This window comes from Streptomyces yangpuensis (genome assembly GCF_024666385.1).
Classification (GTDB): Bacteria; Actinomycetota; Actinomycetes; order Streptomycetales; family Streptomycetaceae; genus Streptomyces; species Streptomyces yangpuensis.
The window spans coordinates 4,360,718-4,387,394 of record NZ_CP102514.1 but is presented as its reverse complement, the minus strand read 5'-3'; the positions used below and the strand labels follow the sequence as shown (position 1 = coordinate 4,387,394).

Annotated in this window: 20 protein-coding genes and 1 tRNA gene; 3 read left to right on the top strand and 18 right to left on the bottom strand. The window is 68.7% G+C overall.

Annotation, left to right across the window (positions count from 1 at the left end; genetic code table 11):
• Positions 1-44 precede the first annotated feature (44 nt).
• The 3 genes from fusA to rpsL are packed head-to-tail and all read right to left on the bottom strand — an operon-like array spanning position 45 to position 3,061.
• Positions 45-2,177: an elongation factor G gene (gene fusA / locus NRK68_RS20110; RefSeq protein WP_030959006.1), complete on the bottom strand. Its 2,133-nt coding sequence runs from the start codon at positions 2,175-2,177 to the stop codon at positions 45-47.
• A 39-nt stretch (positions 2,178-2,216) separates the two neighbouring features.
• Complete coding sequence (gene rpsG, locus NRK68_RS20105; protein WP_007265894.1) at positions 2,217-2,687, bottom strand: 30S ribosomal protein S7; 471 nt, start codon at positions 2,685-2,687, stop codon at positions 2,217-2,219.
• Positions 2,688-2,689: 2 nt separating this feature from the next.
• Positions 2,690-3,061, bottom strand: coding sequence for a 30S ribosomal protein S12 (gene rpsL / locus NRK68_RS20100; RefSeq protein ID WP_007265893.1), 372 nt, complete (start codon positions 3,059-3,061; stop codon positions 2,690-2,692).
• A gap of 367 nt (positions 3,062-3,428) precedes the next feature.
• Between rpsL and NRK68_RS20095 the strand changes: the two genes are divergently transcribed.
• Positions 3,429-5,909 carry a YfhO family protein gene (locus NRK68_RS20095; protein WP_257856361.1) on the top strand — a complete coding sequence of 827 codons (2,481 nt, stop codon included), beginning with the start codon at positions 3,429-3,431 and terminating at the stop codon, positions 5,907-5,909.
• Positions 5,910-6,033: 124 nt separating this feature from the next.
• On the opposite strand, the gene NRK68_RS20090 is transcribed toward NRK68_RS20095, so the two are convergent.
• The 11 genes from NRK68_RS20090 to NRK68_RS20040 form a co-directional block, all read right to left on the bottom strand.
• Positions 6,034-9,933, bottom strand: coding sequence for a DNA-directed RNA polymerase subunit beta' (locus NRK68_RS20090; RefSeq protein ID WP_030653599.1), 3,900 nt, complete (start codon positions 9,931-9,933; stop codon positions 6,034-6,036).
• 101 nt (positions 9,934-10,034) lie between these two features.
• Positions 10,035-13,517, bottom strand: coding sequence for a DNA-directed RNA polymerase subunit beta (gene rpoB / locus NRK68_RS20085; protein ID WP_030026653.1), 3,483 nt, complete (start codon positions 13,515-13,517; stop codon positions 10,035-10,037).
• Between the two features lie 568 nt (positions 13,518-14,085).
• Entirely contained in the window at positions 14,086-14,469 is a 384-nt protein-coding gene (gene rplL, locus NRK68_RS20080) for a 50S ribosomal protein L7/L12 (protein WP_257856359.1), read from the bottom strand.
• A gap of 111 nt (positions 14,470-14,580) precedes the next feature.
• Positions 14,581-15,111 (bottom strand): 50S ribosomal protein L10, encoded by a 531-nt coding sequence (gene rplJ / locus NRK68_RS20075; RefSeq protein ID WP_030026650.1) that lies wholly within the window; start codon positions 15,109-15,111, stop codon positions 14,581-14,583.
• A 244-nt stretch (positions 15,112-15,355) separates the two neighbouring features.
• The gene (locus tag NRK68_RS20070) at positions 15,356-16,252 is read right to left on the bottom strand and encodes an SCO4651 family lipoprotein (protein ID WP_257856358.1); all 897 of its coding nucleotides are present in this window, start codon (positions 16,250-16,252) and stop codon (positions 15,356-15,358) included.
• A 92-nt stretch (positions 16,253-16,344) separates the two neighbouring features.
• On the bottom strand, positions 16,345-17,208 hold the full coding sequence (locus NRK68_RS20065; RefSeq protein ID WP_257856357.1) for an SCO4651 family lipoprotein: 864 nt from the start codon (positions 17,206-17,208) through the stop codon (positions 16,345-16,347).
• A gap of 206 nt (positions 17,209-17,414) precedes the next feature.
• Positions 17,415-18,143 (bottom strand): 50S ribosomal protein L1, encoded by a 729-nt coding sequence (rplA, locus tag NRK68_RS20060; protein ID WP_030773774.1) that lies wholly within the window; start codon positions 18,141-18,143, stop codon positions 17,415-17,417.
• A gap of 88 nt (positions 18,144-18,231) precedes the next feature.
• Complete coding sequence (rplK, locus tag NRK68_RS20055; RefSeq protein WP_030773771.1) at positions 18,232-18,666, bottom strand: 50S ribosomal protein L11; 435 nt, start codon at positions 18,664-18,666, stop codon at positions 18,232-18,234.
• 183 nt (positions 18,667-18,849) lie between these two features.
• Positions 18,850-19,758 carry a transcription termination/antitermination protein NusG gene (gene nusG, locus NRK68_RS20050; RefSeq protein WP_183066954.1) on the bottom strand — a complete coding sequence of 303 codons (909 nt, stop codon included), beginning with the start codon at positions 19,756-19,758 and terminating at the stop codon, positions 18,850-18,852.
• An 80-nt stretch (positions 19,759-19,838) separates the two neighbouring features.
• Positions 19,839-20,120, bottom strand: a complete 282-nt coding sequence (gene secE / locus NRK68_RS20045) for a preprotein translocase subunit SecE (RefSeq protein WP_030773766.1) — start codon at positions 20,118-20,120, stop codon at positions 19,839-19,841.
• A gap of 106 nt (positions 20,121-20,226) precedes the next feature.
• A tRNA-Trp gene (locus tag NRK68_RS20040) sits at positions 20,227-20,299 on the bottom strand.
• A 193-nt stretch (positions 20,300-20,492) separates the two neighbouring features.
• Here NRK68_RS20040 and NRK68_RS20035 point away from each other — a divergent pair.
• Together NRK68_RS20035 and NRK68_RS20030 are read left to right on the top strand one after the other, a co-directional pair.
• Positions 20,493-21,719: a pyridoxal phosphate-dependent aminotransferase gene (locus NRK68_RS20035; RefSeq protein WP_183066955.1), complete on the top strand. Its 1,227-nt coding sequence runs from the start codon at positions 20,493-20,495 to the stop codon at positions 21,717-21,719.
• A gap of 299 nt (positions 21,720-22,018) precedes the next feature.
• Entirely contained in the window at positions 22,019-23,038 is a 1,020-nt protein-coding gene (locus NRK68_RS20030; protein WP_183066956.1) for an adenosine deaminase, read from the top strand.
• Here NRK68_RS20030 and NRK68_RS20025 read toward each other — a convergent pair.
• From NRK68_RS20025 to NRK68_RS20010, 4 genes are all read right to left on the bottom strand, one after another.
• Positions 23,028-23,399, bottom strand: a complete 372-nt coding sequence (locus NRK68_RS20025; protein ID WP_235439221.1) for a hypothetical protein — start codon at positions 23,397-23,399, stop codon at positions 23,028-23,030. The genes NRK68_RS20030 and NRK68_RS20025 overlap by 11 nt on opposite strands.
• Before the next feature lie 61 nt (positions 23,400-23,460).
• Positions 23,461-24,600 carry a UDP-N-acetylmuramate dehydrogenase gene (locus NRK68_RS20020; RefSeq protein WP_257857889.1) on the bottom strand — a complete coding sequence of 380 codons (1,140 nt, stop codon included), beginning with the start codon at positions 24,598-24,600 and terminating at the stop codon, positions 23,461-23,463.
• Positions 24,597-24,998 carry a DUF3291 domain-containing protein gene (locus tag NRK68_RS20015; protein ID WP_183066958.1) on the bottom strand — a complete coding sequence of 134 codons (402 nt, stop codon included), beginning with the start codon at positions 24,996-24,998 and terminating at the stop codon, positions 24,597-24,599. Before NRK68_RS20015 ends, NRK68_RS20020 begins: the two co-directional genes overlap by 4 nt.
• 107 nt (positions 24,999-25,105) lie before the next feature.
• A complete protein-coding gene (locus NRK68_RS20010; RefSeq protein ID WP_257856356.1) occupies positions 25,106-26,596 on the bottom strand; it encodes an MFS transporter in 1,491 nt (496 codons plus the stop codon).
• Positions 26,597-26,677 lie beyond the last annotated feature (81 nt).

Below are 26,677 nucleotides of genomic sequence, written 5' to 3'. Positions count from 1 at the left end.
CCAGAGGCTGCCGGTGACAAGCCTAAAGCGTGTACTCCGAAGAGTTACTCGCCCTTGGCCTTCGCGATGATCTCCTCGGCGACGTTCCGGGGAACCTCGGCGTAGGAGTCGAACTGCATCGAGTAGCTGGCGCGACCCGAGGTCTTGCTGCGGAGGTCGCCGACGTAGCCGAACATCTCCGACAGGGGCACGAGGCCCTTGACGATCTTGGCTCCGTGACGGTCCTCCATGGCCTGGATCTGGCCACGGCGGGAGTTGATGTCACCGATGACATCACCCATGGACTCCTCGGGCGTGGTGACCTCAACGGCCATCATCGGCTCGAGCAGAACGGGCGACGCCTTGCGCGCGGCCTCCTTGAAGGCCTGCGAACCGGCGATCTTGAAGGCGAGCTCGGAGGAGTCGACCTCGTGGTAGCCACCGTCGAGAAGCGTGACGCGGACGCCCGTCATCTCGTAGCCGGCCAGGATGCCGAACTGCATGGCCTCCTGCGCACCCGCGTCCACCGAAGGGATGTACTCCTTCGGCACACGACCGCCGGTGACCTTGTTCACGAACTCGTACGCCGGGCCGTCGGCCTCGGTGATGGGCTCGATCGCGATCTGCACCTTGGCGAACTGACCGGTACCACCGGTCTGCTTCTTGTGGGTGTAGTCGTGACGCTCGACGGCCTTGCGGATCGTCTCGCGGTACGCGACCTGCGGCTTGCCGACGTTGGCCTCGACCTTGAACTCGCGCTTCATACGGTCGACCAGCACCTCGAGGTGCAGCTCGCCCATACCGCCGAGGATGGTCTGGCCCGTCTCCTCGTCCGAGTGAACGTGGAAGGAGGGGTCCTCCTCCGCGAGACGCTGGATGGCGACACCCAGCTTCTCCTGGTCACCCTTGGACTTGGGCTCGATGGCGACCTGGATGACCGGAGCCGGGAAGTCCATGGACTCCAGGATCACGGGCTGCTTGTCGTCGCACAGCGTCTCACCGGTGGTGGTCTGCTTCAGGCCCATGACGGCGACGATGTCGCCGGCGCCCACCGAGTCGATCTCCTCACGCTTGTTCGCGTGCATGCGGTAGATCTTGCCGATGCGCTCCTTCTTGCCCTTGACGGAGTTCAGCACCGCAGTGCCGGCCTCCAGGCGGCCCGAGTAAACCCGGACGAAGGTGAGCTTACCGAGGTGCGGGTCGCTCATGATCTTGAACGCGAGCGCGGCGAGGGGCTCCTCGTCGGACGGCTTGCGCTTCACGACCGTCTCGGCGTCGCGGACGTCGTGGCCCTCGATGGCCTCGATGTCCAGCGGCGACGGGAGGTAGCGGACGACGGCGTCGAGCAGGGGCTGAACACCCTTGTTCTTGAACGCCGTGCCACAGAACACCGCGGTGATCGTGGGCTCGCCCTTGCCCTTGCCGGAGCCGAGGATGATGCGACGGACAGCGGCGTGCAGCTGCTCCTCGGTGGGCTCGATGCCCTCGAGGAAGAGCTCCATCATCTCTTCGTCGTTCTCGGCGACGGTCTCGACGAGCTTGCCGCGCCACTCTTCAGCGGCCTCGGTGTGGCTGGCCGGGATGTCGACGACGTCGTACATCTCGCCCTTGGTCGCCTCGGCGGACCAGACGAGCGCCTTCATGCGGACGAGGTCGACGACACCCTGGAAGTCGGCCTCGGCACCGATGGGGAGCTGCATGACGATCGGGACGGCGCCGAGGCGGTCCGTGATCATGTCGACGCAGCGGTGGAACTCGGCGCCGGTGCGGTCGAGCTTGTTGACGAAGCAGATGCGCGGGACGCCGTAGCGGTCCGCCTGACGCCAAACGGTCTCGGACTGCGGCTCGACGCCCGCCACACCGTCGAAGACGGTGACGGCGCCGTCGAGGACGCGGAGCGAACGCTCCACCTCGACGGTGAAGTCGACGTGACCCGGGGTGTCGATGATGTTGATGGTGTGGTCAACATCCTCGAGCGGCCAGTGACAGGTGGTGGCGGCAGACGTGATGGTGATACCACGCTCCTGCTCCTGCTCCATCCAGTCCATCGTGGCGGCGCCGTCGTGGACCTCACCGATCTTGTAAGACACACCGGTGTAGAACAGGATGCGCTCGGTGGTGGTCGTCTTGCCCGCGTCGATGTGGGCCATGATGCCGATGTTGCGCACCTTGGCCAGGTCAAGCGAAGTGGTAGCCATAAGGCTTCGGTCTTCTCTCGGTCTCGATGTGGGTTGCGACTACCAGCGGTAGTGCGCGAAGGCCTTGTTGGACTCGGCCATCTTGTGCGTGTCCTCGCGCTTCTTGACGGCAGCGCCAAGACCGTTGGAGGCGTCGAGCAGCTCGTTCATGAGGCGCTCGGTCATGGTCTTCTCACGGCGGGCGCGGGAGTAACCCACGAGCCAGCGGAGGGCCAGGGTCGACTGGCGACCCGGCTTGACCTCGACGGGGACCTGGTAGGTCGCGCCACCGACACGGCGGGACTTGACCTCGAGGGACGGCTTGACGTTCTCCAGCGCGCGCTTCAGCGTGATGACCGGGTCGTTGCCGGTCTTCTCGCGGAGGCCTTCCATGGCGCCGTAGACGATGCGCTCGGCGGTGGAGCGCTTGCCGTTCAGGAGGATCTTGTTGATGAGCGACGTCACCAGAGGAGATGCGTAGACCGGGTCGATGATGACCGGGCGCTTCGGGGCGGGGCCCTTACGAGGCATTCTTACTTCTCCTTCTTGGCGCCGTAGCGGCTGCGGGCCTGCTTGCGGTTCTTGACAGCCTGGGTGTCAAGCGCACCGCGGATGATCTTGTAACGAACACCCGGCAGGTCCTTCACACGGCCACCACGCACGAGCACGATCGAGTGCTCCTGCAGGTTGTGTCCCTCACCCGGAATGTAAGCGGTGACCTCGATGCCGGAGGTCAGACGCACACGCGCGACCTTACGGAGCGCCGAGTTCGGCTTCTTCGGGGTGGTCGTGAACACACGCGTGCAGACGCCGCGACGCTGGGGCGAGGCCTCGAGCGCGGGAGTCTTTGTCTTCTCGACCTTGTCCTGCCGGCCCTTACGGACCAGCTGCTGGATCGTAGGCACTACTTCTCCGGTTTCTGTGTGCCGTGTAGTGAAGCTAACCTGGAACTTTGCCGACCCACGCGGTCGGGTGTGTCGGACCCTGCACACTTCCACCGAGGTGAGAGAGGCGCGGATCGCGGTGTGGTCTTCTCGGCTCACCGCGGGTCTTAAGCGCACGCGGGAGCCCAGGGCACACCCCAGGCACAAGGTCAGAGCGTACCTACCTCACAGAGGTAGGTCAAAACAAATGCCCAGCACGAAAACCCGCCGCGCGCAAGCGGTACGGGGCCGTTCGGCCCGGCGGCCCGCCCCGGCGCCCTAAACTGACGGCTTGCCCGGGCGCTGGGCGCCCGCGAGTCGATCAGCAGGGAGCAGCACATTGGGGACCGTGGCACCCGAGCCGACCACAGTCGACGCCCGGCTCCCCGCCCCGGACCGCCCCTCGGCCGTCCGCCGGTCCCTCGGCCGGTCCGTCCGCCGCTCGGCCCGCCTGCGCGGTCCCGTGCTGGCCTTCCTGCTGACCGTGACCGCCTTCTGCGCGGCCTGGGCGGCGCGCGGCACCTTCCCCTTCGGCAACACCGGGCGGGCCGTCAACGACCAGGCCAACCAGTACGTGCCCTTCCACCGGGCGCTGTGGGACCTGGTCCACGGCCAGGCCGCCGGCGACCTGCTCTTCACCTGGCGCGGCGGATTCGGACAGCAGTTCCTGTCCGACTACCACACCTACCTCGGCAACCCGTTCTCCTGGCTGGCCGTCCTCGTCCCGCGCGACCACGTCGACCTCGCCGTCTTCGCGGTCACCCCGGTCACGATGGGCACCGCCGCCGCGGTGATGACCGTGTACCTCGGCAAGCTGCACGCCGGCCCGTGGTGGCAGCGGGGCGTGCTCGGAGCGACGTACGGCCTGTGCGGCTGGGCGCTCAGCGACGCCTCGTACATCCCGATGTGGCTCTGGGGCCTGGTCGCCCTCCCGATGCTCGGCATCGCCGTCGAGTGGTGCCTGGAGGGCCGCCGCTGGCCGGGTGCGGCCCTGCTGGTCGCGCTCGCCTGGTTCGGGAACTTCTACACGGCGATGATGGCCACGATGGCCGCCTGCGTCCTGCTGGCGATCCGCCTGGCCACCCGGGACACGTCCGGCCGTGAGCGGCTGCTCGCCCTGTGGCGGGCCGCGACGGCCGCCGGTACCGGCATCCTGCTCACGCTCCCGCTCTTACTGCCGTCGTTCCTCTCCAGCGGCGCCGCGCAGCCCACCAGGGCCGCCGCCTTCGACCCCGTACGGATCGAGGTCTTCTTCGCGGGCATGCTGCCGGCCACGCACCTGTGGGGCGGCCGCCCCCGGCTCTACGTGGCCTCGCTCGGCCTGATCCTGGCCGGCTCGTTCCTCCTCAACACCTCGATCGCACGCCGCACCCGCCTGGTGTGGGGGGCCGCGACCGCGCTGGTACTGGCCTCCTTCCAGTTCCCGCCCACGCAGTACGTGTGGCACGGGCTGGCGGTGCCGAACGGCAACCCGTACCGCGAGACCTTCGTCTTCAGCGGGATGGTGGTGGTCCTGGCCTGGCTGTCACTGGCGGGCAAGCCGCGCCCGCGGCACCTGGCCCTGACGGCCGGCCTGCTGGTCGCGGCCGCCTTCGTACTGCGCCGCACCGACGACTTCGGCGGCTGGACCTGGCCGGCGGTGCTCGGCGGCGGGGGCGTCTCCCTGCTGGCGCTGGTCCTGCTGCGGCTCGGCGACAAGCGGCGCTTCCTCGTCCCGGTGGCCGCCGTGCTGATGATCGGCGTCGTCCTCGCCGAGTCCACCGCGGCCGCGGCCGGCGCCGACGCCCGCCGGGCCCGCGAGCGCTGGGCGAAGCCGGTCCCCACCTCGAACCGGTCGATCGCCGGGCACTTCGACGCCGTCCGCGGCGTCGAGGACTGGCCCGCCCACCGGACCGACTCCGGCGCCCCGCAGACCGCCTACAACGACGCCCTGGCCCTCCGCGCGGAGGGACCGCAGTACTACAGCAGCTACCTCCCCGAGGCCACCTACAAGGCCCTGGAGCCCCTCGGGTACGGCTTCAAGAACGACGGCCGGACCTTCTTCGGCGCCGACAACCCGGTGCTCGACGCGATCTTCTCGATCGGTGCGCGGGTCCGCCCGGGAACCGCCCCGGACAGCTGGACGGCCGAGCGGTTCCCGGCGCCGCCACTGGTCACCGTCCGCACCGGTCCGTACGCCTCGCCGAACCCGGCGGAGAGCGTCTACGCCCGGCAGGAGACCGTCCTGGGCGCCACCGTCTACGAGGTCCCGCAGGTCACCCGCGGCGGGGACCCCGAGAACCGGACGTACACGGCCCGGTGCCGGCCGGGCTCCGAGGCCTTCTGGTACTCCCCGGCCCTGTACGGCAGCCTCCACGCCGGCGCCACGGGGAAGCCGCTGGAGAACGAGATGACCGGGGTGACTCCGCTCGGCCCCGTCCCCGCCTCCGGCACGGTGGACGTCACCGTGCGGACCCGTACGCGGGGCGCCGACGCGGGCGCCCACCCGCTGGGCTGCCTGGACCGCTCCGCCCTCACCGCGGCCGTCGACCGCCTGAAGGCCACCGGGGCCACCGCGGTCGAGGTCGGCGGCCACTCGATCGGGGCCACCCTCCCGGCGGACACCCGGGGCACGGCGGTCGTCGCCACCACGGCCGTCCCCGGCTGGAGCTGCTCCGCCCCGGTCAGGCCGTTCCACGGCCTGCTGGCCGTGGACCTCCCCCCGGGCACGACCGCGTTCTCCTGCACCTTCACCCCGAAGGGCCTGTACCCCGGCCTGGCCGCCGCCGCCCTGGCCCTCCTGACCCTCACCGCAGCAGCGGCGACACCCCGCCTCCGCCGCCGTCGCTGAGCCACGGTGGCTCCGGCGGCCGGTCCGGCCGCCGGGGGCACACCCGACCGCCACCCGCCCGTGGGAACGAAAAGGCCCCCCGCCGCTCCTCTCGGAGCGGCGGGGGGCTTCTTCATACGAGCTCTCAGCCGTTGTACGGGCCGTAGTCGTAGTCCTCCAGCGGGACAGCCTGGCCGGAGCCGGTGCCGAAGGGCGAGTAGTCGATGTCGTCGTAGCCGACGGCCGAGTACATCGCGGCCTTCGCCTCCTCGGTGGGCTCCACCCGGATGTTGCGGTAGCGGGCGAGGCCCGTACCGGCCGGGATGAGCTTACCGATGATGACGTTCTCCTTGAGGCCGATCAGGGAGTCGGACTTGGCGTTGATCGCCGCGTCCGTCAGGACCCTGGTCGTCTCCTGGAAGGACGCCGCCGACAGCCACGACTCGGTCGCGAGCGAGGCCTTGGTGATACCCATCAGCTGCGGACGGCCGGAGGCGGGGTGACCGCCCTCGGTGACCACACGACGGTTCTCGGTCTCGAACTTCGACCGCTCGACCAGCTCGCCCGGCAGGAGCTCCGCGTCGCCGGACTCGATGATCGTCACGCGGCGCAGCATCTGCCGGATGATGATCTCGATGTGCTTGTCGTGGATCGACACGCCCTGCGAGTTGTAGACCTTCTGGACCTCGCCGACCAGGTGGACCTGGACGGCACGCTGACCGAGGATGCGCAGCACGTCGTGCGGGTTGGTGGCACCCATGGTGAGCTTCTGGCCCACCTCGACGTGGTCGCCCTCGTGCACGATGACCTTGGCGCGCTTCGAGATCGGGAACGCCGTCTCGTCGCTGCCGTCGTCGGGCGTGATGACGATCTTCTTCGTCTTCTCGGTCTCCTCGATCCGCACGCGGCCGGCGGCCTCGGAGATCGGGGCGACACCCTTCGGGGTACGGGCCTCGAAGAGCTCGACGACACGCGGCAGACCCTGCGTGATGTCGTCACCGGCCACACCACCGGTGTGGAAGGTACGCATCGTCAGCTGGGTACCGGGCTCACCGATGGACTGGGCGGCGATGATGCCGACCGCCTCACCGATGTCGACTAGCTTGCCGGTGGCCAGCGAGCGTCCGTAGCAGAAGGCACAGGTGCCGACCGCGGACTCACAGGTCAGGACCGAGCGGGTCTTGACCTCCTCGACGCCGTTGGCGACCAGGGCGTCGATGAGGACGTCACCGAGGTCGACGTTGGCCGGCGCGATGACCTTGCCGTCGATGACGACGTCCTCGGCCAGCATGCGGGCGTAGATCGAGGTCTCGACGTCGTCGGCCTTGCGCAGCACGCCGTCCTCGCCGCGGACGGCGATCTTCAGCTTCAGGCCGCGCTCGGTGCCGCAGTCCTCCTCGCGGATGATCACGTCCTGCGAGACGTCCACCAGACGACGGGTCAGGTAACCCGAGTCGGCGGTACGCAGGGCGGTGTCCGCCAGACCCTTACGGGCACCGTGCGTGGAGATGAAGTACTCCAGAACGGTGAGGCCCTCACGGAAGGACGCCTTGATCGGACGCGGGATGGTCTCGTTCTTCGCGTTCGACACCAGACCACGCATACCGGCGATCTGTCGCATCTGCATCATGTTTCCTCGGGCACCCGAGTCAACCATCATGAAGATGGGGTTCGTCTTGGGGAAGTTCGCGTTCATCGCCTCGGCAACCTCGTTGGTCGCCTTGGTCCAGATCGCGATGAGTTCCTGCGTGCGCTCGTCCTTGGTGATCAGACCGCGCTCGTACTGCTTCTGGACCTTCTCGTCCTGCGCCTCGTAGCCCGCGACGATGGCCTTCTTGGCCTCGGGCACGACGACGTCGGAGATGGCCACGGTGACACCGGAACGGGTCGCCCAGTGGAAGCCGGCCGCCTTCAGGTTGTCGAGCGTCGCCGCCACGATGACCTTGGGGTAGCGCTCCGCCAGGTCGTTGACGATCTCGGAGAGCTGCTTCTTGCCCACCGAGTAGTCGACGAACGGGTAGTCCTCGGGCAGCAGCTCGTTGAAGAGCGCGCGGCCCAGGGTGGTGCGCAGGCGGAAGCTGTCGCCCGGCTGGAACTCCTGCTCGCCCTCTTCGGCGACCGGCGGCACCCAGCCGCGCGGCGGGATGGTGCCCACCGGGAAGCGGATGTCGACGGACGACTGCAGCGCGAGCTCGCCGGCGTCGAACGCCATGGTCGCCTCGGCCGTGGAGCCGAACGCGCGGCCCTCGCCCTTGGTGTCACGGAGCTCACCGTCGGTGGTCAGGAAGAACAGACCGAGGACCATGTCCTGGGTCGGCATCGTGACCGGACGGCCGTCGGCCGGCTTGAGGATGTTGTTCGAGGACAGCATCAGGATGCGGGCCTCGGCCTGCGCCTCCGCGGAGAGCGGCAGGTGCACGGCCATCTGGTCACCGTCGAAGTCCGCGTTGAACGCGGTGCAGACGAGCGGGTGGATCTGGATGGCCTTGCCTTCGACCAGCTGGGGCTCGAAGGCCTGGATGCCGAGACGGTGCAGCGTGGGCGCACGGTTCAGCAGCACCGGGTGCTCGGCGATGACCTCTTCGAGCACGTCGTACACGACCGTGCGGCCGCGCTCGACCATGCGCTTCGCGCTCTTGATGTTCTGCGCGTGGTTCAGGTCGACCAGGCGCTTCATCACGAACGGCTTGAAGAGCTCCAGCGCCATGGCCTTGGGCAGACCGCACTGGTGCAGCTTGAGCTGCGGGCCGACGACGATCACGGAACGCGCGGAGTAGTCCACACGCTTACCGAGAAGGTTCTGACGGAATCGACCCTGCTTGCCCTTCAGCATGTCGCTGAGGGACTTCAGCGGGCGGTTGCCGGGGCCCGTCACCGGGCGGCCGCGACGACCGTTGTCGAAGAGGGCGTCCACGGCCTCCTGGAGCATGCGCTTCTCGTTGTTCACGATGATCTCGGGGGCACCGAGGTCGAGAAGGCGCTTCAGGCGGTTGTTGCGGTTGATCACGCGGCGGTACAGGTCGTTCAGGTCGGAGGTCGCGAAGCGGCCACCGTCCAGCTGCACCATCGGACGGAGGTCCGGCGGGATCACCGGGACGCAGTCCAGAACCATGCCCTTGGGCTTGTTGCTGGTCTGCAGGAACGCGGAGACGACCTTGAGGCGCTTGAGCGCACGGGTCTTCTTCTGGCCCTTGCCGGTACGGATGATCTCGCGGAGGCGCTCGGCCTCCTCCTCGAGGTCGAAGGACTCCAGGCGCTTCTGCAGCGCGGCGGCGCCCATGCAGCCGTCGAAGTACGTGCCGAAGCGGTCACGCAGCTCGCGGTAGAGCAGCTCGTCGCCCTCGAGGTCCTGGACCTTGAGGTTCTTGAAGCGGGCCCACACCTCGTCGAGGCGGTCGATCTCGCGCTGGGCGCGGTCACGGAGCTGCTTCATCTCGCGCTCGGCGCCCTCGCGCACCTTGCGGCGCACGTCGGCCTTGGCACCCTCGGCCTCGAGCTCGGCCAGGTCGGACTCGAGCTTCTTGGCACGGCCTTCGAGGTCGGCGTCGCGGCGGTTCTCGATCTGCTGGCGCTCGACGGAGACGTGGGCCTCCAGCGACGGCAGGTCGCGCTGACGGCGCTCGTCGTCGACGAACGTGATCATGTACGCGGCGAAGTAGATGACCTTCTCGAGGTCCTTCGGCGCGAGGTCCAGCAGGTAGCCCAGGCGCGACGGGACGCCCTTGAAGTACCAGATGTGGGTGACGGGAGCGGCAAGCTCGATGTGGCCCATGCGCTCACGGCGCACCTTGGCGCGCGTGACCTCGACGCCACAGCGCTCACAGATGATGCCCTTGAAGCGGACACGCTTGTACTTGCCGCAGTAGCACTCCCAGTCCCGGGTCGGACCGAAGATCTTCTCGCAGAAGAGTCCGTCCTTCTCGGGCTTCAGGGTGCGGTAGTTGATGGTCTCCGGCTTCTTGACCTCGCCGTGCGACCAGGTTCGGATGTCGTCCGCGGTGGCAAGGCCGATCCGCAGCTCGTCGAAGAAGTTGACGTCGAGCACTGTGCGTCAATCCCTCTTTCGGGGTCGTGTCTCTTGATCAGTGGTCTGAACGGTCCCGGGGATGACGGGGGGCTCAGGGTGTGAGCCCCCCGTCAGGCCCGTCAGACCTCTTCGACGCTGCTCGGCTCGCGCCGGGACAGGTCGATACCGAGCTCCTCCGCCGCGCGGAAGACGTCCTCGTCGGTGTCGCGCATCTCGATGGACATGCCGTCCGAGGACAGCACCTCCACGTTGAGGCAGAGCGACTGCATTTCCTTGATGAGCACCTTGAAGGACTCGGGAATGCCCGGCTCGGGGATGTTCTCGCCCTTGACGATGGCCTCGTAGACCTTCACGCGGCCGGTGACGTCGTCGGACTTGATGGTCAGCAGCTCCTGGAGGGCGTAGGCGGCGCCGTAAGCCTCGAGCGCCCACACCTCCATCTCACCGAATCGCTGGCCACCGAACTGTGCCTTACCACCCAGCGGCTGCTGCGTGATCATCGAGTACGGACCGGTCGAACGGGCGTGGAGCTTGTCGTCGACCAGGTGGTGGAGCTTGAGGATGTACATGTACCCGACCGAGATCGGGTCCGGGAACGGCTCGCCGGAGCGGCCGTCGAACAGGCGCGCCTTGCCGGACGGGAGGACCAGGCGGTCACCGTCGCGGTTCGGGATGGTGTGCTCGAACAGGCCGGCGAGCTCGTCCTCGCGGGCGCCGTCGAACACGGGGGTGGCGACGTTGGTGCCGGGCTCGACGCGGTCGGCGCCGATGGCCTTCAGTCGCTCGGCCCACTCCTCACCCAGACCGGAGACGTCCCAGCCGCGGCTGGCGAGCCAGCCGAGGTGGATCTCCAGGACCTGTCCCGGGTTCATTCGGGACGGGACACCCAGCGGGTTCAGGATGATGTCGACCGGGGTGCCGTCCTCGAGGAACGGCATGTCCTCGATCGGGAGGATCTTGGAGATGACACCCTTGTTGCCGTGACGGCCGGCGAGCTTGTCACCGTCGGTGATCTTGCGCTTCTGGGCGACGTAGACGCGAACCAGCTGGTTCACGCCCGGAGGAAGCTCGTCGCCCTCCTCGCGGTCGAAGACGCGGACGCCGATGACCTTGCCGATCTCACCGTGGGGGACCTTCAGCGAGGTGTCACGCACCTCGCGGGCCTTCTCACCGAAGATCGCGCGGAGCAGACGCTCCTCCGGGGTCAGCTCGGTCTCACCCTTGGGCGTGACCTTGCCGACCAGGATGTCGCCGGCGACGACGTCCGCACCGATGCGGATGATTCCGCGCTCGTCGAGGTCCGCGAGGACCTCCTCGGAGACGTTCGGGATGTCCCGGGTGATCTCCTCGGGGCCGAGCTTGGTGTCACGGGCGTCGACCTCGTGCTCCTCGATGTGGATCGAGGAGAGGACGTCGTCCTGCACGAGGCGCTGCGACAGGATGATCGCGTCCTCGTAGTTGTGGCCTTCCCACGGCATGAACGCGACGAGCAGGTTCTTGCCGAGGGCCATCTCGCCCTCTTCGGTCGCCGGTCCGTCGGCGAGGACCTGGGACTCCACGATCCGGTCACCCTCGTTGACGATGACCTTCTGGTTGACCGAGGTGCCCTGGTTCGACCGGGAGAACTTGGCGACGCGGTACGTGGTGTACGTGCCGTCGTCGTTGGCGACGGTGATGTAGTCGGCCGAGACCTCCTGGACCACACCGTCCTTCTCCGCGCGGATCGAGTCACCGGCGTCGACCGCACAGCGGTACTCCATGCCGGTGCCGACGAGCGGGGCCTCCGCCTTGATGAGCGGAACGGCCTGGCGCATCATGTTCGCGCCCATGAGGGCACGGTTGGCGTCGTCGTGCTCGAGGAAGGGGATCATCGCGGTCGCGACGGACACCATCTGGCGCGGGGAGACGTCCATGTAGTCGACGTCGCCGCCGGCGATGTAGTCGATCTCGCCGCCACGACGGCGGACCAGGACGCGGTTCTCGGTGAAGCGCATGTCCTCGGACAGGGCCGCGTTGGCCTGCGCGATGACGAAGCGGTCTTCCTCGTCGGCCGTCAGGTAGTCGACCTCGTCGGTGACGACACCGTCGATGACCTTGCGGTACGGGGTCTCGACGAAACCGAACGCGTTGACGCGGCCGTAGGACGCGAGCGAGCCGATCAGACCGATGTTCGGGCCTTCGGGGGTCTCGATCGGGCACATGCGGCCGTAGTGCGACGGGTGCACGTCACGGACCTCGAAGCCGGCCCGCTCACGGGACAGACCGCCGGGGCCCAGCGCCGACAGGCGGCGCTTGTGGGTCAGGCCCGAGAGCGGGTTGTTCTGGTCCATGAACTGCGACAGCTGGCTGGTGCCGAAGAACTCCTTGATGGAGGCGACGACCGGCCGGATGTTGATCAGGGTCTGCGGCGTGATCGCCTCGACGTCCTGGGTGGTCATGCGCTCGCGCACGACGCGCTCCATACGAGCCAGACCCGTGCGGACCTGGTTCTGGATGAGCTCGCCGACGTTGCGCAGACGACGGTTGCCGAAGTGGTCGATGTCGTCGGTCTCGACGACGATCGAACGGCCGGACTCGCCGATCGTCTCGGTCTCGCCGGCGTGCAGCTTGACCAGGTACTTGATCGTGGCGATGACGTCGTCGGTGGTGAGCACACCGGCGTCGAGCGGCTCGTCGGCGCCGAGCTTCTTGTTCACCTTGTAGCGGCCGACCTTGGCGAGGTCGTAGCGCTTGGGGTTGAAGTAGAGGTTCTCGAGCAGCGTCTGAGCGGCCTCACGGGTCGGCGGCTCGCCCGGGCGCAGCTTGCGGTAGATGTCGAGCAGCGCGTCGTCCTGACCCTGGGTGTGGTCCTTCTCCAGGGTGGCGCGCATGGACTCGTACTCGCCGAACTCCTCGAGGATCTGCTCGGTGGTCCAGCCGAGAGCCTTCAGGAGGACGGTGACGGACTGCTTGCGCTTGCGGTCGATGCGGACGCCGACCATGTCGCGCTTGTCGATCTCCATCTCCAGCCAGGCACCCCGGGACGGGATGATCTTGGCGGAGAAGATGTCCTTGTCGGACGTCTTGTCGATGGAGGAGTCGAAGTAGACACCGGGGGAACGGACGAGCTGCGACACCACGACACGCTCGGTGCCGTTGATGACGAAGGTGCCCTTGTTGGTCATGAGCGGGAAGTCGCCCATGAAGACCGTCTGAGACTTGATCTCTCCGGTCTCGTTGTTCGTGAACTCGGCCGTGACGAACAGCGGAGCCGCGTACGTGAAGTCGCGCTCCTTGCACTCGTCGACGGAGTTCTTCGCCGGCTCGAAACGGTGGTCGCGGAAGGTCAGCGACATCGACCCGGAGAAGTCCTCGATCGGCGAGATCTCCTCGAAGATCTCTTCCAGACCGGACTTGGTGGGGACGTCCTGTCCACTCTCAAGCGCCGACTCGACGCGAGACTTCCAGGCGGCATTGCCGAGCAGCCAGTCAAAGCTCTCGGTCTGCAGCGCCAGGAGGTTCGGAACCTCGAGGGGCTCCTTGATCTTTGCAAAGGAGATGCGCAGCGGGGCGGTGCTGGCACCGTTGTTCGTATTGGTCGAGGCGTTGCGCGAGGCGGCCAAGAGGGGGTCCTTCCGAGGGCTCGGACTCACTACGCGCGTACCGGTCCCAGCAGACACAGAAGACGAGGCCCCCCGATTCCGGCCAAAACACCAGGTCAGGGTGGATCAATCAAGTGTGCTCAAGCGTGGGCATGTCCCTGGCGACGGGCAGGGGACAGCTAACAGGCAGCGCAAAGGGTCAGTGTAGCCACTCGGCTCACTGATGTCCAGACCGCGTTTCCGGAAACCGGCAACAGGCCTTCCCCATGTCGTTCAACCCTGCGTCCAACGCTGCGGCTCTCGTGTACAGAGCGCGTATCAGTACTGCCCTCTTCGTAGTCGATCCATGCCTCGGATCTCGGATCGAGGCGGGCCGACCTCCCGACGGGTCTGAGAATTGCGCGCCGCGACCCGTTCGTCAAGGCCCCCTGCTCCGAGCGGATCATCTCCGGACCCTGCGTCGGGGCAACGATGATCACCCTACTCCCCAACGAGACCAGGGCAAGTCAGGCACCGCGAATACGCCAAAGGGCGACCACCCTTACGGGTGATCGCCCCTCGGAGAGGCCGTCAGGCGGCCTCAGAGGTGTTACTTGACCTCGACGGAGGCACCGGCACCCTTGAGGGCCTCGGCGGCCTTGTCAGCGGCCTCCTTGTTGACCTTCTCGAGGACGGGCTTCGGCGCACCGTCGACGAGGTCCTTGGCCTCCTTCAGGCCCAGGGAGGTCAGCTCACGCACGACCTTGATGACCTGGATCTTCTTGTCGCCGGCGCCCGCGAGGATGACGTCGAACTCGTCCTTCTCCTCGACGGCCTCGGCAACGGCGCCCGGGCCGGCCGGACCGGCAACGGCGACGGCCGCGGCGGCGGTGACGTCGAACTTCTCCTCGAAGGCCTTCACGAACTCGGAGAGCTCGATGAGGGTCATCTCCTCGAACTGGGCGAGGAGGTCGTCCTGAGAGAGCTTCGCCATGATGGGCGATCCTTCCACTAATTCGGCAGGTGCCGATGTGTCTATAGAGGCGGGCGTAACGGCCCGCTACGACCCGCGCACTAGGCGGCGCGGATCAATGCGCGAGCCGAATTACTCGGCACCGCCCTGCTCGGCGAGCTTGACGCGAAGCGCTTCCGCGGTGCGGACGAACTTCGACGGCAGCGCCTGGAAGAGCGAGGCAGCCTGGGACTGCTTGCCCTTGAACGCGCCGGCCAGCTTGCTGAGCAGAACCTCGCGGGACTCGAGGTCCGCAAGCTTCTTGATGTCGTCGGCGGAGAGAGCCTTACCGTCAAGGACACCGGCCTTGATGATGAGGTTCGGGTTCTCCTTGGCGAAGTCACGCAGAGCCTTCGCCGACTCCACCGGGTCACCGGTGATGAAGGCGACCGCGGTCGGACCAGCGAAGTGCTCGTCCAGCGCGGTGATCCCGGCCTGGTTGGCCGCAATCTTGGTCAGCGTGTTCTTCACCACGGCGTACTGGGCGTTCTCACCGAGGGAGCGACGCAGCGTCTTGAGCTGCGCGACGGTGAGACCCCGGTACTCGGTCAGCACGGCGGCGTTCGAGCTCTGGAACGCGTCCGTGAGCTCGGCCACCGATGCAGCCTTGTTGGGCGTCGGCATGGTGCGTTCGCCTCCTTCCGGGTGATGAGGACCGCTCAGAAGGGGCTGACATACAAAACGCCCCGGCGCAGGCGCCAGGGCGTAGCTCGACCGGACGAATCCGGGAGCATTCCACAGTCACCTGCGCGGGTCGTCCGCAGTAAGCGGATCCTTCGGCCACCGCACCCTGTCGGGCACAGCAACGACCAGCGGTCTTTGGCTTCCGGGGAAGACTACGTGAAGGGTTCCGGTCGAGGCAAATCGGTCAGCTGCGCAGCCCCGGGAACCCGGCTTCGCGGAGCTTCCTGTCGGCTTCCTCCAGGTCCTTGTCGGCCTGGTCGAGGTCCTTGTCGACCTGTTCGAGGTCGGCGTCGACGCCCTTCATGACGTCGTCGAAGGCGACGACCTGGTCCGCCGGCGGGGGCTGCACGGGGGCCGGCTTGCCGAAGCCGGAGAACTTCCCCGTGGTCTTCGTCGTGCCCTTGTCGTCCGTGCTGGAGCTGTCGACACGGACCGGGTAGCCGTCGGCGCCGATCCACAGGTCCAGCTCGAGGGCGGTGATGTGTTTCACGGCCTCGCGGAGGTACTGGCGGTCCTTCTCCTCCATGACCTTGGTGGACTCGTCCGCCCGGAGCAGGTCCGCGCCGGTGAGGCCGGCTCTGTAGCGCTGGGCTTCGACACCGTCGGTCTTCTCGGCCCCGACGTACGTGAGCTTCTCCTGGCCGAGCAGCATCGCCAGGAACTCCGCCGGGTCCTGGTTCAGCCGGACCCCCGGCTTGCCGTCCTTGGACAGGTTCATCTGCATCCAGGTCTTGCCCTTGAGGGGCTTGTCCAGCCGGCTGTAGACGGTGTCGCCCATCATGATCGAGCGGGTGTCGGGCTTGCCCTCGCCGCGGTCCTTCAGGACCACGTCCTGGGCGGACGGGTACCAGGCCTTCGTACCGGTCTCGTGGACGGTCCTGCCGTCGCTCCCGGTGGTGGCCATCTCCGCCGTGGCGGACTTGGCGGCCACGGTCTTCAGGTAGGACGCCTTCACCGCCGCCGCGGGGTCGTGCGCCTTCTTCCCGGCCCCACCCCCACAGGCCGCGAGTGCCCCCACGAGAAGCCCGCCCCCGGCGACCACGGCAGCGCCCCGCATCCGTATCCGGACAGCCTCGTTCATCAGTTCTCCCCCTGCGTGGTTCTGCTGCGCGTCGCGCCGCTGCGGTGGAGCAGCGGCGCGACGGTACTGCGGTGCTGTGGTCGGTACGGCGGTCAGGCGGAGCCCTCGCCGGCGCCCTTCATCATCTCGGCGAGGTCGAGGACCTGCTCGGCCGGCGGTGCGGCGACCTCGACGGGCTTGTTGACGTCCAGGAACTTGACGGTGACGTCCAGCGGGCCGGAGGTGCCGGTACCGCGGGTGCGCACCTGCTTGGTCTGGTCGTTCTCGTCGATCCAGAGGTCCATGGTCAGGGTCTTGATGCCCTGGGCCTCCAGCGCCGCCAGGTTCTTCTCCTGGCGCTCCTTGGCCTCCGGCGCGGAGGCGGCGCTGCGGGACCGCAGCTCGTCGACCGAGACGGTGCCGGTCAGGTGCGTGGTCTTCTGGCCGTCGATGGTCTCGTCGCCGACCTTCTTGAGGTCCTTGGCGGCGCTCAGGCTGTCGGCCGTGTCGGCCGGGTTCTGGCCCTGCTGCGCCGAACCGAGCGCGTCCAGCTGCTTGGCCTGCTCCGGAGCCAGGGCCTTGAGGTCGAACTTCAGCCACTTGCCCTCGGTGCCCATGTACATGGCGCCGTCGAGGAGGCGGATCTGCACCTTCTCGCCCGGCTTCCGGGGCGAGTCCATCGTCATCGACATGGCGACGGTGGGCTTGATGCGCATGGCGGCCTCACCGGTGATCTTCTGGCCCGCCGCGTCGCCCGAGATGGAGTACCGGAGGGAGGTGATCTCCTCGGACTTCTTCTTCGTCTTCTCCAGGTACGCGGCCGGCGTCACCTCGGCCGGCTTTTCCGGGGCCTTGGCCGGTGCGGGCGCCCCCGTGTCCTTCTTCGCGTCGTTCCCGTTCTCGCAGGCCGTGGCGCCACCTGCGAGCAGGAGCGCGGCCAGGACGGCTGCGACGGTCTTCTTGCGGTATGCCTTCATGTGTTCCCCACCCCGTGTCCTCGTGGCAGCGCGTGGTCTCCGGCGTTTCCGCCTGCGACGCTGCCCGTACGACTGTACGACTCGGCGCCCGGAGTCATCACACAGGGTTCGCACGGGGAAACGGAAAACGGGCCCCTCGCCGCCCGGTGAAGGGGGCGAGGGGCCCGTTCAGTCACTCACTCGGCGAGCCGTGGGGCTCGGCCGGGTCAGACCGCGGCCGGGTCTTCCTCGACGAGGAGGTTCCGGGTGCGGTTCGGGTCCAGCTGGATGCCGGGGCCCATGGTGGTGCTGAGGGCGGCCTTCTTCAGGTAGCGGCCCTTGGCGGCGGACGGCTTCAGACGAAGGATCTCGTCCAGGGCCGCGCCGTAGTTCTCGACGAGCTGCTCATCGGAGAAGGAGACCTTGCCGATGATGAAGTGCAGGTTCGAGTGCTTGTCGACGCGGAACTCGATCTTGCCACCCTTGATCTCGGTGACAGCCTTCGCGACGTCCATCGTGACGGTGCCGGTCTTCGGGTTCGGCATGAGGCCACGGGGACCGAGCACGCGGCCGAGGCGGCCGACCTTGCCCATGAGGTCCGGGGTGGACACAACGGCGTCGAACTCGTTCAGGCGGTTGCCCTTGGCGATCTCGTTGATCAGCTCGTCGTCGCCGACGATGTCGGCGCCGGCGGCTTCCGCGGCCGCAGCACGGTCACCGGTCGCGAAGACCAGGACCCGGGCGGTCTTGCCGGTGCCGTGCGGGAGGTTCACGGTGCCGCGGACCATCTGGTCGGCCTTGCGCGGGTCGACACCCAGGCGGAAGGCGACCTCGACGGTGCTGTCGAACTTGGTCGAGGAGATCTCCTTGGCGAGACGGACGGCCTCGAGCGGGGCGTACTGCTTCTCCCGGTCGATCTTGGCGTCCGCAGCGCGGAGAGTCTTGCTGCGCTTCACTTCAGCTCCTGTATTTCGGATTCAGGCATGGAGTCGTGGTGCGGACCAGCGCTTGGCCCTACCACTGGTGGTGCTGGGGGTGGCTGGATCAGCCCTCGACCGTGACACCCATCGAGCGCGCGGTGCCGGAAATGATCTTCACGGCGGCGTCGATGTCGTTCGCGTTCAGGTCGGGCATCTTCAGCTCGGCGATCTCGCGGACCTGGGCAGCCGTGAGCTTGGCGACCTTGGTCTTGTGGGGCTCGCCGGAGCCCTTCTCGATGCCCGCGTGCTTCAGGATGAGGCGCGCAGCCGGCGGCGTCTTGGTGATGAAGGTGAAGGTGCGGTCCTCGTAGACCGTGATCTCCACCGGCACGACCATGCCACGCTGCGACTCGGTCGCGGCGTTGTAGGCCTTGCAGAACTCCATGATGTTGACGCCGTGCTGACCGAGCGCGGGGCCGACCGGCGGAGCCGGGTTGGCCGCACCGGCCTTGATCTGGAGCTTGATAAGCCCCGTGACCTTCTTCTTCTTGGGAGGCATTGCTCTCTCCGGGTCCTAGTGAGAGTTTTCAGCCGCCGATCCGGTCATCCGGATGGAGGCATACCGCACCACGATAACGGGTATGAGTGCGGGGCTAAAAACCGAGCAGGTCAGACCACCCGTGAGGGCGGTCTGACCTGTCCGGAAGCTGTGGCTCAGAAGCCGTGATCCACGCGGTGCGGATCAGTTCTTCTGGATCTGGTCGAAGCTGAGCTCGACCGGGGTCTCGCGACCGAAGATCTCGACGAGGCCCTTGACCTTCTTCGAGTCGGGGTTGATCTCGTTGATGGTCGCCTGGAGCGTGGCGAACGGACCGTCGGTGACGGTGACCGAGTCGCCGACCTCGAAGTCCAGGACCTCGATGGTGCGCTTGACCGCGGGGGCCGGCAGACCGGCTTCCTCGGCGGCCTGCTTGGCGGCCTTCTCCTGCGCCTCCGGGGCGAGCATCTTGACGATCTCGTCCAGGGTCAGCGGGTACGGGTCGTACGCGTTGCCCACGAAGCCGGTGACGCCGGGGGTGTTGCGGACGACGCCCCAGGACTCGTTCGTCAGATCCATGCGGACGAGAACGTAACCGGGCAGCTTGTTCTGCCGGACGTTCTTGCGCTCGCCGTTCTTGATCTGGACGATCTCTTCCTCGGGCACCTCGGCCTGGTAGATGAACTCCTCGACGTTCAGCGAGACGGCGCGCTGCTCCAGGTTGGCCTTCACGCGCTTCTCGTAGCCGGCGTAGGTGTGGATCACGTACCACTCGCCGGGGAGGAGGCGCAGCTCCTCGCGCAGGGCCTGGATCGGGTCGACCGGCTCGGCGGGCTCGGCCTCTTCGGCCTCCTCCGCGATCTCGGTGTCGGCGTCGGCCTCCTCCGCGATCTCGGCGTCGTCGGCGGCCTCTTCGAGCTCGGTGTCGGCCTCGGTCTCGTCCGCCTCGTCGTCGGAGACGTGCAGCGCGGCCTCCTCGGCGGCTTCACCCGCCTCGACGTCGGCGAGCTCGGCCTCGTCGGGGTCCACAGCGTCTGCCGCCTCGACGATGTCGAGCTCGTCCTCGACGGACTCGACGGAGTCGTGGCTCGCGTTCAGGTTCGGGTCAGACACGGTGGCTGCTTCTTCCTGGAAAAAGTGGTGGAACATGCGAAAAGGGGCGGCACCCATCAAGGCGCCGCCCTCCGCGGGGATCAGCCGAAGACGAACTTGATGGCTTCCTGGAACCCATAGTCAATCACGGTCACCAGAGCGATCATGATGACCACGAAGACAATCACCACGGTGGTGTACGTCGTGAGCTGATTGCGAGTGGGCCAGACAACCTTGCGGAGTTCCGCGACGATCTGGCGGTAGAACAGCGCGAGACGGCCCAGAGGACCCTTCTTACCGCGCTTGCCGCCCTTGCGGGCCTTCTTCTCGCGCGTCTCGTCCTCGGCGTCAGGCTTGTCGATGGAGCCCAGGGCGTCCGTCACTTCTCTCACCTGAATCCGGGTCGTGGCCGTACCGCGCCCGGTTGCGCCGCACGGCGTTGCATCTAAGTACGTACCTGCGCACACACGTCCGAGAAGGAGTGTGGAGCAGGGCCGGAGGGACTCGAACCCCCAACCGCTGGTTTTGGAGACCAGTGCTCTACCAATTGAGCTACGACCCTTTGCGTCCCCCAACCTACCGCATCCGGGCGAGTGCACGGAGTGCTCACGCTTTGCAGCGGCTGGCGAGGTCCAACGACAGGTGAGTGTACGTGAACTGCGCCGTGACGTCGAACAGCACCCGGCCTGACATGCTCCGGTCCGTTGACTGAAACGGTGTGCCGCGCTTCGGCGCGGTCTGGGACGATTGCCCGTATGACCTCTGCAACGCCTTCCTCCGAGCGCCGGGTGTCCGCCCGTATCGGCGCCATTTCCGAGTCCGCCACCCTCGCCGTGGACGCCAAGGCCAAGGCCCTCAAGGCCGCCGGACGCCCGGTGATCGGCTTCGGCGCGGGCGAGCCCGACTTCCCGACCCCGGACTACATCGTCGAGGCCGCGGTCGAGGCCTGCCGCAACCCCAAGTACCACCGCTACACGCCGGCCGGCGGGCTGCCGGAGCTCAAGGCCGCCATCGCCGCCAAGACGCTGCGCGACTCCGGCTACGAGGTCGAGGCGTCGCAGGTCCTGGTGACCAACGGCGGCAAGCAGGCGATCTACGAGGCCTTCGCGGCCGTCCTGGACCCGGGTGACGAGGTCATCGTCCCGGCCCCCTACTGGACCACCTACCCGGAGTCGATCCGTCTCGCCGGCGGTGTCCCGGTCGAGGTCGTCGCCGACGAGACCACCGGTTACCGGGTCTCCGTCGAGCAGCTGGAGGCCGCGCGCACCGAGCGCACCAAGGTCGTCCTGTTCGTCTCCCCCTCCAACCCGACCGGCGCGGTCTACAGCGAGGCCGACGCGAAGGCGATCGGCGAGTGGGCGGCCGAGCACGGTCTGTGGGTTCTCACGGACGAGATCTACGAGCACCTGGTCTACGGCGACGCGAAGTTCACCTCGCTGCCGGTCCTGGTCCCGGCCCTGCGCGACAAGTGCATCATCGTGAACGGCGTCGCCAAGACGTACGCGATGACCGGCTGGCGCGTGGGCTGGGTCATCGCCCCGCAGGACGTCATCAAGGCGGCGACCAACCTGCAGTCGCACGCCACCTCCAACGTCTCCAACGTGGCCCAGGTCGCCGCGCTGGCCGCCGTCTCGGGCGACCTGGACGCGGTCGCCGAGATGCGCAGGGCCTTCGACCGCCGCCGCCAGACGATGGTCCGGATGCTGAACGAGATCGACGGCGTCCTCTGCCCGACCCCCGAGGGCGCGTTCTACGCGTACCCGTCGGTCAAGGAACTCCTCGGCAAGGAGATCCGCGGCAAGCGCCCGCAGACCTCCGTCGAGCTGGCCGCCCTGATCCTGGACGAGGCCGAGGTCGCGGTCGTCCCCGGCGAGGCCTTCGGCACCCCCGGCTACCTGCGCCTCTCGTACGCCCTGGGCGACGAGGACCTGGTCGAGGGCGTGTCCCGCATCCAGAAGCTCCTGGCCGAGGCCAAGGCCTGACGCGGCCCGCGGTGCGACCTGGGCGGCGGTACCCCTGAGGGTGCCGCCGCCCAGGCGTTTTCCGGCCCCGCGCCGGGCCACATCCGACCCCGCCGGCCCCATCAGCCCGCGCCGGCGATGGAGGCGCGGGGTCCGGGGCGGAGCCCCGATCTTCAGCCCCGCCGGCGTTTGAGTCGCGGGCCCGGGCAGCGTCCGGAAGGCCCCCGCGCAGCGGATCCGCACCCGCTCACCCGTTCGCGCAAGCCCCCGATCGGTAAAACCCCCTCCCGCCGAGCGCAGCGGTACGGCAGGATCACCAGATGGAGCACGTACGCGATCTCACGCTTCTGCCGAAGGCCCACCTCCACCTCCACTTCACCGGGTCGATGCGACCATCGACCCTCCTGGAGCTCGCCGACAAGTACGGCGTGCGCCTCCCCGACGCGCTGACCGCCGGGGAGCCGCCCAAGCTGCGCGCCACCGACGAACGCGGCTGGTTCCGCTTCCAGCGGCTCTACGACGCCGCCCGCTCCTGCCTGCGTGAGCCCGAGGACATCCAGCGCCTGGTCCGCGAGGCCGCGGAGGAGGACGTACGGGACGGCAGCGGCTGGCTGGAGATCCAGGTGGATCCCACCTCCTACGCCCCGCTGCTGGGCGGGATGATCCCGGCCGTCGAGATCATCCTCGACGCCGTCGACGCGGCCTCCCGCGAGACCGGCCTCGGGATGCGGGTCCTGATCGCCGCCAACCGTATGAAGCACCCGCTCGACGCCCGCACCCTGGCCCGGCTCGCGGTGCGCTACGCCGACCGGGGCGTGGTCGGTTTCGGCCTGTCCAACGACGAGCGCCGGGGCATGGCCCGCGATTTCGACCGGGCCTTCGCCATCGCCCGTGACGGCGGCCTCCTGGCGGCCCCGCACGGCGGGGAGCTCACGGGTCCGTCCTCGGTGCGCGACTGCCTCGACGATCTGCACGCGGCCCGCATCGGGCACGGCGTACGGGCCGCGGAGGACCCCCGGCTGCTGAAGCGGCTGGCCGACCGGCAGATCACCTGCGAGGTCTGCCCGGCGTCGAATGTCGCACTGGGGGTGTACGAGCGCCCGGAGGACGTCCCGCTGCGCACGCTGTTCGAGGCCGGGGTGCCGATGGCGCTGGGCGCGGACGACCCGCTGCTGTTCGGGTCCCGGCTGGCGGCGCAGTACGAGATCGCCCGCCGCCACCACGGTTTCACGGACGCCGAGCTCGCCGAGCTGGCCCGCCAGTCGGTGCGCGGCAGCGCCGCGCCGGACGACGTACAGGCCAAGCTGCTGGCCGGGATCGACCACTGGCTCACCGGGTGAGCCGCAGGTCTCCCTCGTGGCAGTCGGCGCGCACCCGGCGGCCGTCGGGGAAGCCGATCTCCAGGTGGGTGCGGCCCTGCTCGGGCAGGGCGAACTCGGCGACGGAGGACACGGTCTCGCCGAGGTGCCGCAGGAAGGGGTGGTCGCCGAGGTCCTCGCCGACCTCGATGCGGCCCCACTCCCCCATGTCGTAGGGCGCGTGGGGCGAGGCGGACTCGACGATGAGGCACTGGTCGGAGCCGGTGGTGATGCGGATGGAGTCGCCGACGCTGTCGATCAGCCAGACGTCGAGGGGGGACTCGGAGCGTTCGCCGTCACTGACGTGCCAGGACGCGACGACCCTGCTGAGCGTGCGACCCACGAGCCGAGTGGGGTCCGTACCGGCCCCGTGACGGGGACAGAGCATGGGCGGCCGGCGCTCCTCAGATGCTGACGCCGACCGTCACCGGCTCGTTGACGAGGGTGACGCCGAAGGCGGCGTGGACGCCTGCGACGACCTCGCGGGCCAGGGTGAGGAGGTCCTCGGTGGTGGCCTCGCCGCGGTTGGTGAGGGCGAGGGTGTGCTTGGTGGAGATGCGCGCGGGGCCGGTGCCGTAGCCCTTGGTGAAGCCGGCCTTGTCGATCAGCCAGGCGGCGCTGGTCTTCGTACGGCCCTCGCCGGCGGGGTAGGCGGGCGGGGCGGTGTCGGGGCCGAGGCGGTCCTGGACGCGGGCGAGGAAGGCGGCGTAGGCCTCGTCGGTCAGGATCGGGTTGTGGAAGAAGGAGCCGGCCGACCAGGTGTCGTGGTCGGCGGGGTCGAGGACCATGCCCTTGCCGGCGCGCAGCCGCAGTACGGTCTCGCGGGCGGTGGCGGCGGGGACGCGGTCGCCGGCGCCGACGCCGAGGGCCCGGGCGGTCTCGGGGTACTTGATCGGCGCCGAGAGCCCGCCGGCGTCCTCCAGGGCGAAGCGGACGCGCAGGACGACGTAGCGGTCGGGCTGGTCCTTGAAGGTGCTGTTGCGGTACCGGAAGGCGCACTCCGCGGCGGTCAGGGTGACCGTTTCGCCGGTGGTGCGGTCGTAGGCGACGACCTCGGTGATGGTGTCGCAGACCTCCTGGCCGTACGCGCCGACGTTCTGGATCGGGGTGGCGCCGGCGGAGCCGGGGATGCCGGCGAGGCATTCGATGCCGGCGAGGCCGGCCTCGACGGTGCGGGCGACGGCGTCGCTCCAGTTCTCGCCGGCGGCGAGTTCCAGCCGGGTGCCGTCCAGGTCGAAGCCGGTGGTGGCGATGCGCAGGGCGGTGCCGTCGAAGCCCCGGTCGCCGATGACCAGGTTGCTGCCGCCGCCGATGACCAGGAGCGGGGTGCCGCTCTCGTCCGCGGCGCGGACGGCGGCGATCACCTCGGCGTCGGTGGTCGCGGTGACCAGGCGGGCGGCGGGACCACCGAGGCGGAAGGTGGTCAGCGGGGCGAGGGGGGCGTCGTGGAGTTCCTGCACGTGGACAAGAGTACGGTCCGTGCCCCTCGCATCCCTGCGGGGCCACGGACCGTACTCGCTCGTCCCCCGTGCCGGCCGGGTCAGCGGTCCGCCTGCTGCTGTTCGGCGAGGCGGCGCTCGGCCTCGTCCCAGCCGAGGGGCAGCTCGGTGGCCGGCACGGTCCACTCGGTGAGGACGGATTCCTTCATGTACGCGGCGGCGGCGCGGGCACTGGAGCGGTGGGGCTCGCTGCGGGCGAAGCGGTACAGCGCGTCGCGGTCCTCCCATGCGGAGAGGGTGAGGAAGGTGCGGCGCAGGACGCGGGCCCGGAGGGCGACGCCGTGGGCGCCGGGGGCCTTGCGCATCTGGCGGATGATGCCGGGTGACTTGAGGAAGAACCGGACGGCGCCGGTGAGGGTGGCGGTCTCGAAGCGGGAGGCCATGACGTGGACCTCGGCGCCGGGTGCGGCCGGTGTGGGCGTGGACCAGGGGATGTCGGGCATGACGTGCTCTCCTTCCGTGGCGCGGCCGCGGGAGCCGCGGGGCCTGATCTTGTGTGCGGGTGCTGCGTCTGCGTTCGTTCCGGTCACCGGGCTGGTCGCCCGAGGGGTCACCCGACGGCCGTGACCTTGTCCGCGGCCCCGGAGCGGGGCGTGGGGACGGTGGACGGGGGTGCGGTGGAGGTGGGTGCGGTGGGCGTGGGGGCGGGCGCGTTCCCGGGCTTGCGGGGCACCAGGAGGGCCAGCGCGGCGGCGAGGGCGACGGCCGCGGCGCCGATCCACAGGGCGGGGACGGTCCCGTCGGTGAAGGCCTGCGGGGTTTCGTAGCCGCCCTGGGCGGAGAAGACCGAGGCCAGGACGGCGACGCCGAGGGCTCCGCCGACCTCGCGCAGGGCGTTGTTCGTGCCGGAGGCCTTGCCCTGGTCGGCGGGGGTCACGGTGGACATCAGGACGTTGGCCGCGGGGGCGAAGTAGAGGGCCATGCCGATCCCGCTGAGGATCAGCGGCGGCAGCTGGGCCGCGTACGAGACGTCCGTGCTCAGGATCGCGGCGAACCAGCCGAGGCCGAGTGCCTGGAACGCCAGGCCGGCGGCGACGACCGGGCGGCCGCCGATGCGGTCGGACAGGATCCCGGCCAGCGGGGCGACGATCATCGGCATGCCGGTCCAGGGCAGCATGCGCAGACCGGCTTCGGTGGGCGAGTAGCCGGCGACGCCCTGCAGGAACTGGCTGAGCAGGAAGATCGAACCGAACATGCCGAGGAACATCAGCAGGCTGGCCAGGTTGATCCCCAGGAAGCCGCGGTCACGGAAGAGCCGCATGGGGAGCATGGGGTTGGCGTTCGTGAAGCCGTGGTGGACGAATCCCGCGACGAGGGCGGTGCCGAGGATCAGGCCGGTGAGGATGGGGGTGCTGGTCCAGCCCTCGGAGTTGGCGTTGACCAGGCCGTAGACGATGCCGAAGAGGCCGCCGCTGATGAGCAGGGTGCCGGGGATGTCGAGGCGGGCGCCGGGGGCGGTGGACTCGGCGAGGCGCAGCCGGGCGAGCGGGATCAGGGCCAGGCCCAGGGGCACGTTGAGCCAGAAGATCCACTGCCAGGAGATGTGTTCGGTGAGGCTGCCGCCGATGAGGGGGCCGCTGGCGACGGCGAGGCCGGTGACGGCGCCGTAGATGCCGAGGGCCGTGCCGCGCCGGGCGGCGGGGACGGCGGCGGTGAGGAGGGTGAGGGTGAGCGGCATCATGACGGCGGCACCCACGCCCTGCACGGCGCGGGCGGCGATGAGCGCGTCGATCCCGGGCGAGAGAGCGGCCGCGGCGGAGGCGCCGGTGAAGACGGCGAGGCCGGCGATGAACAGCCGGCGGCGGCCGAAGCGGTCGCCCAGGGCGGCGCCGAACATGAGGAGGACGGCGAAGGTGAGCGTGTAGGCGTTCACCGTCCATTCCAGGTCCTCCAGCCCGCCGCCGAGGTCCGCGCGGATGGCGGGGAGGGCGGTGGTCACGACCAGGTTGTCGAGTGCCGCCATGAAGCCGGCCACGCCGGTGAGGACGAGGGCCCAGACGGCGGGTCCGCGGAGCCTGGTGTCGACGTCTTGCGCGTGCACGATTCCCCCTGTGAGTCGATTTGTTAGTTATTGCTGACTAACTTCTCTGACCATGCGGATGCGCGCACGGTGGCGCGCATC

Coding starts and splice junctions, on each gene's coding strand:
- fusA (WP_030959006.1), bottom strand. CDS start 2,177: ATGGCTACCACTTCGCTTGACCTGGCCAAGGTGCGCAACATCGGCATC.
- rpsG (WP_007265894.1), bottom strand. CDS start 2,687: ATGCCTCGTAAGGGCCCCGCCCCGAAGCGCCCGGTCATCATCGACCCG.
- rplL (WP_257856359.1), bottom strand. CDS start 14,469: ATGGCGAAGCTCTCTCAGGACGACCTCCTCGCCCAGTTCGAGGAGATG.
- rplJ (WP_030026650.1), bottom strand. CDS start 15,111: ATGCCGACGCCCAACAAGGCTGCATCGGTGGCCGAGCTCACGGACGCG.
- NRK68_RS20070 (WP_257856358.1), bottom strand. CDS start 16,252: ATGAACGAGGCTGTCCGGATACGGATGCGGGGCGCTGCCGTGGTCGCC.
- NRK68_RS20065 (WP_257856357.1), bottom strand. CDS start 17,208: ATGAAGGCATACCGCAAGAAGACCGTCGCAGCCGTCCTGGCCGCGCTC.
- rplK (WP_030773771.1), bottom strand. CDS start 18,666: ATGCCTCCCAAGAAGAAGAAGGTCACGGGGCTTATCAAGCTCCAGATC.
- NRK68_RS20035 (WP_183066955.1), top strand. CDS start 20,493: ATGACCTCTGCAACGCCTTCCTCCGAGCGCCGGGTGTCCGCCCGTATC.
- NRK68_RS20030 (WP_183066956.1), top strand. CDS start 22,019: ATGGAGCACGTACGCGATCTCACGCTTCTGCCGAAGGCCCACCTCCAC.
- NRK68_RS20015 (WP_183066958.1), bottom strand. CDS start 24,998: ATGCCCGACATCCCCTGGTCCACGCCCACACCGGCCGCACCCGGCGCC.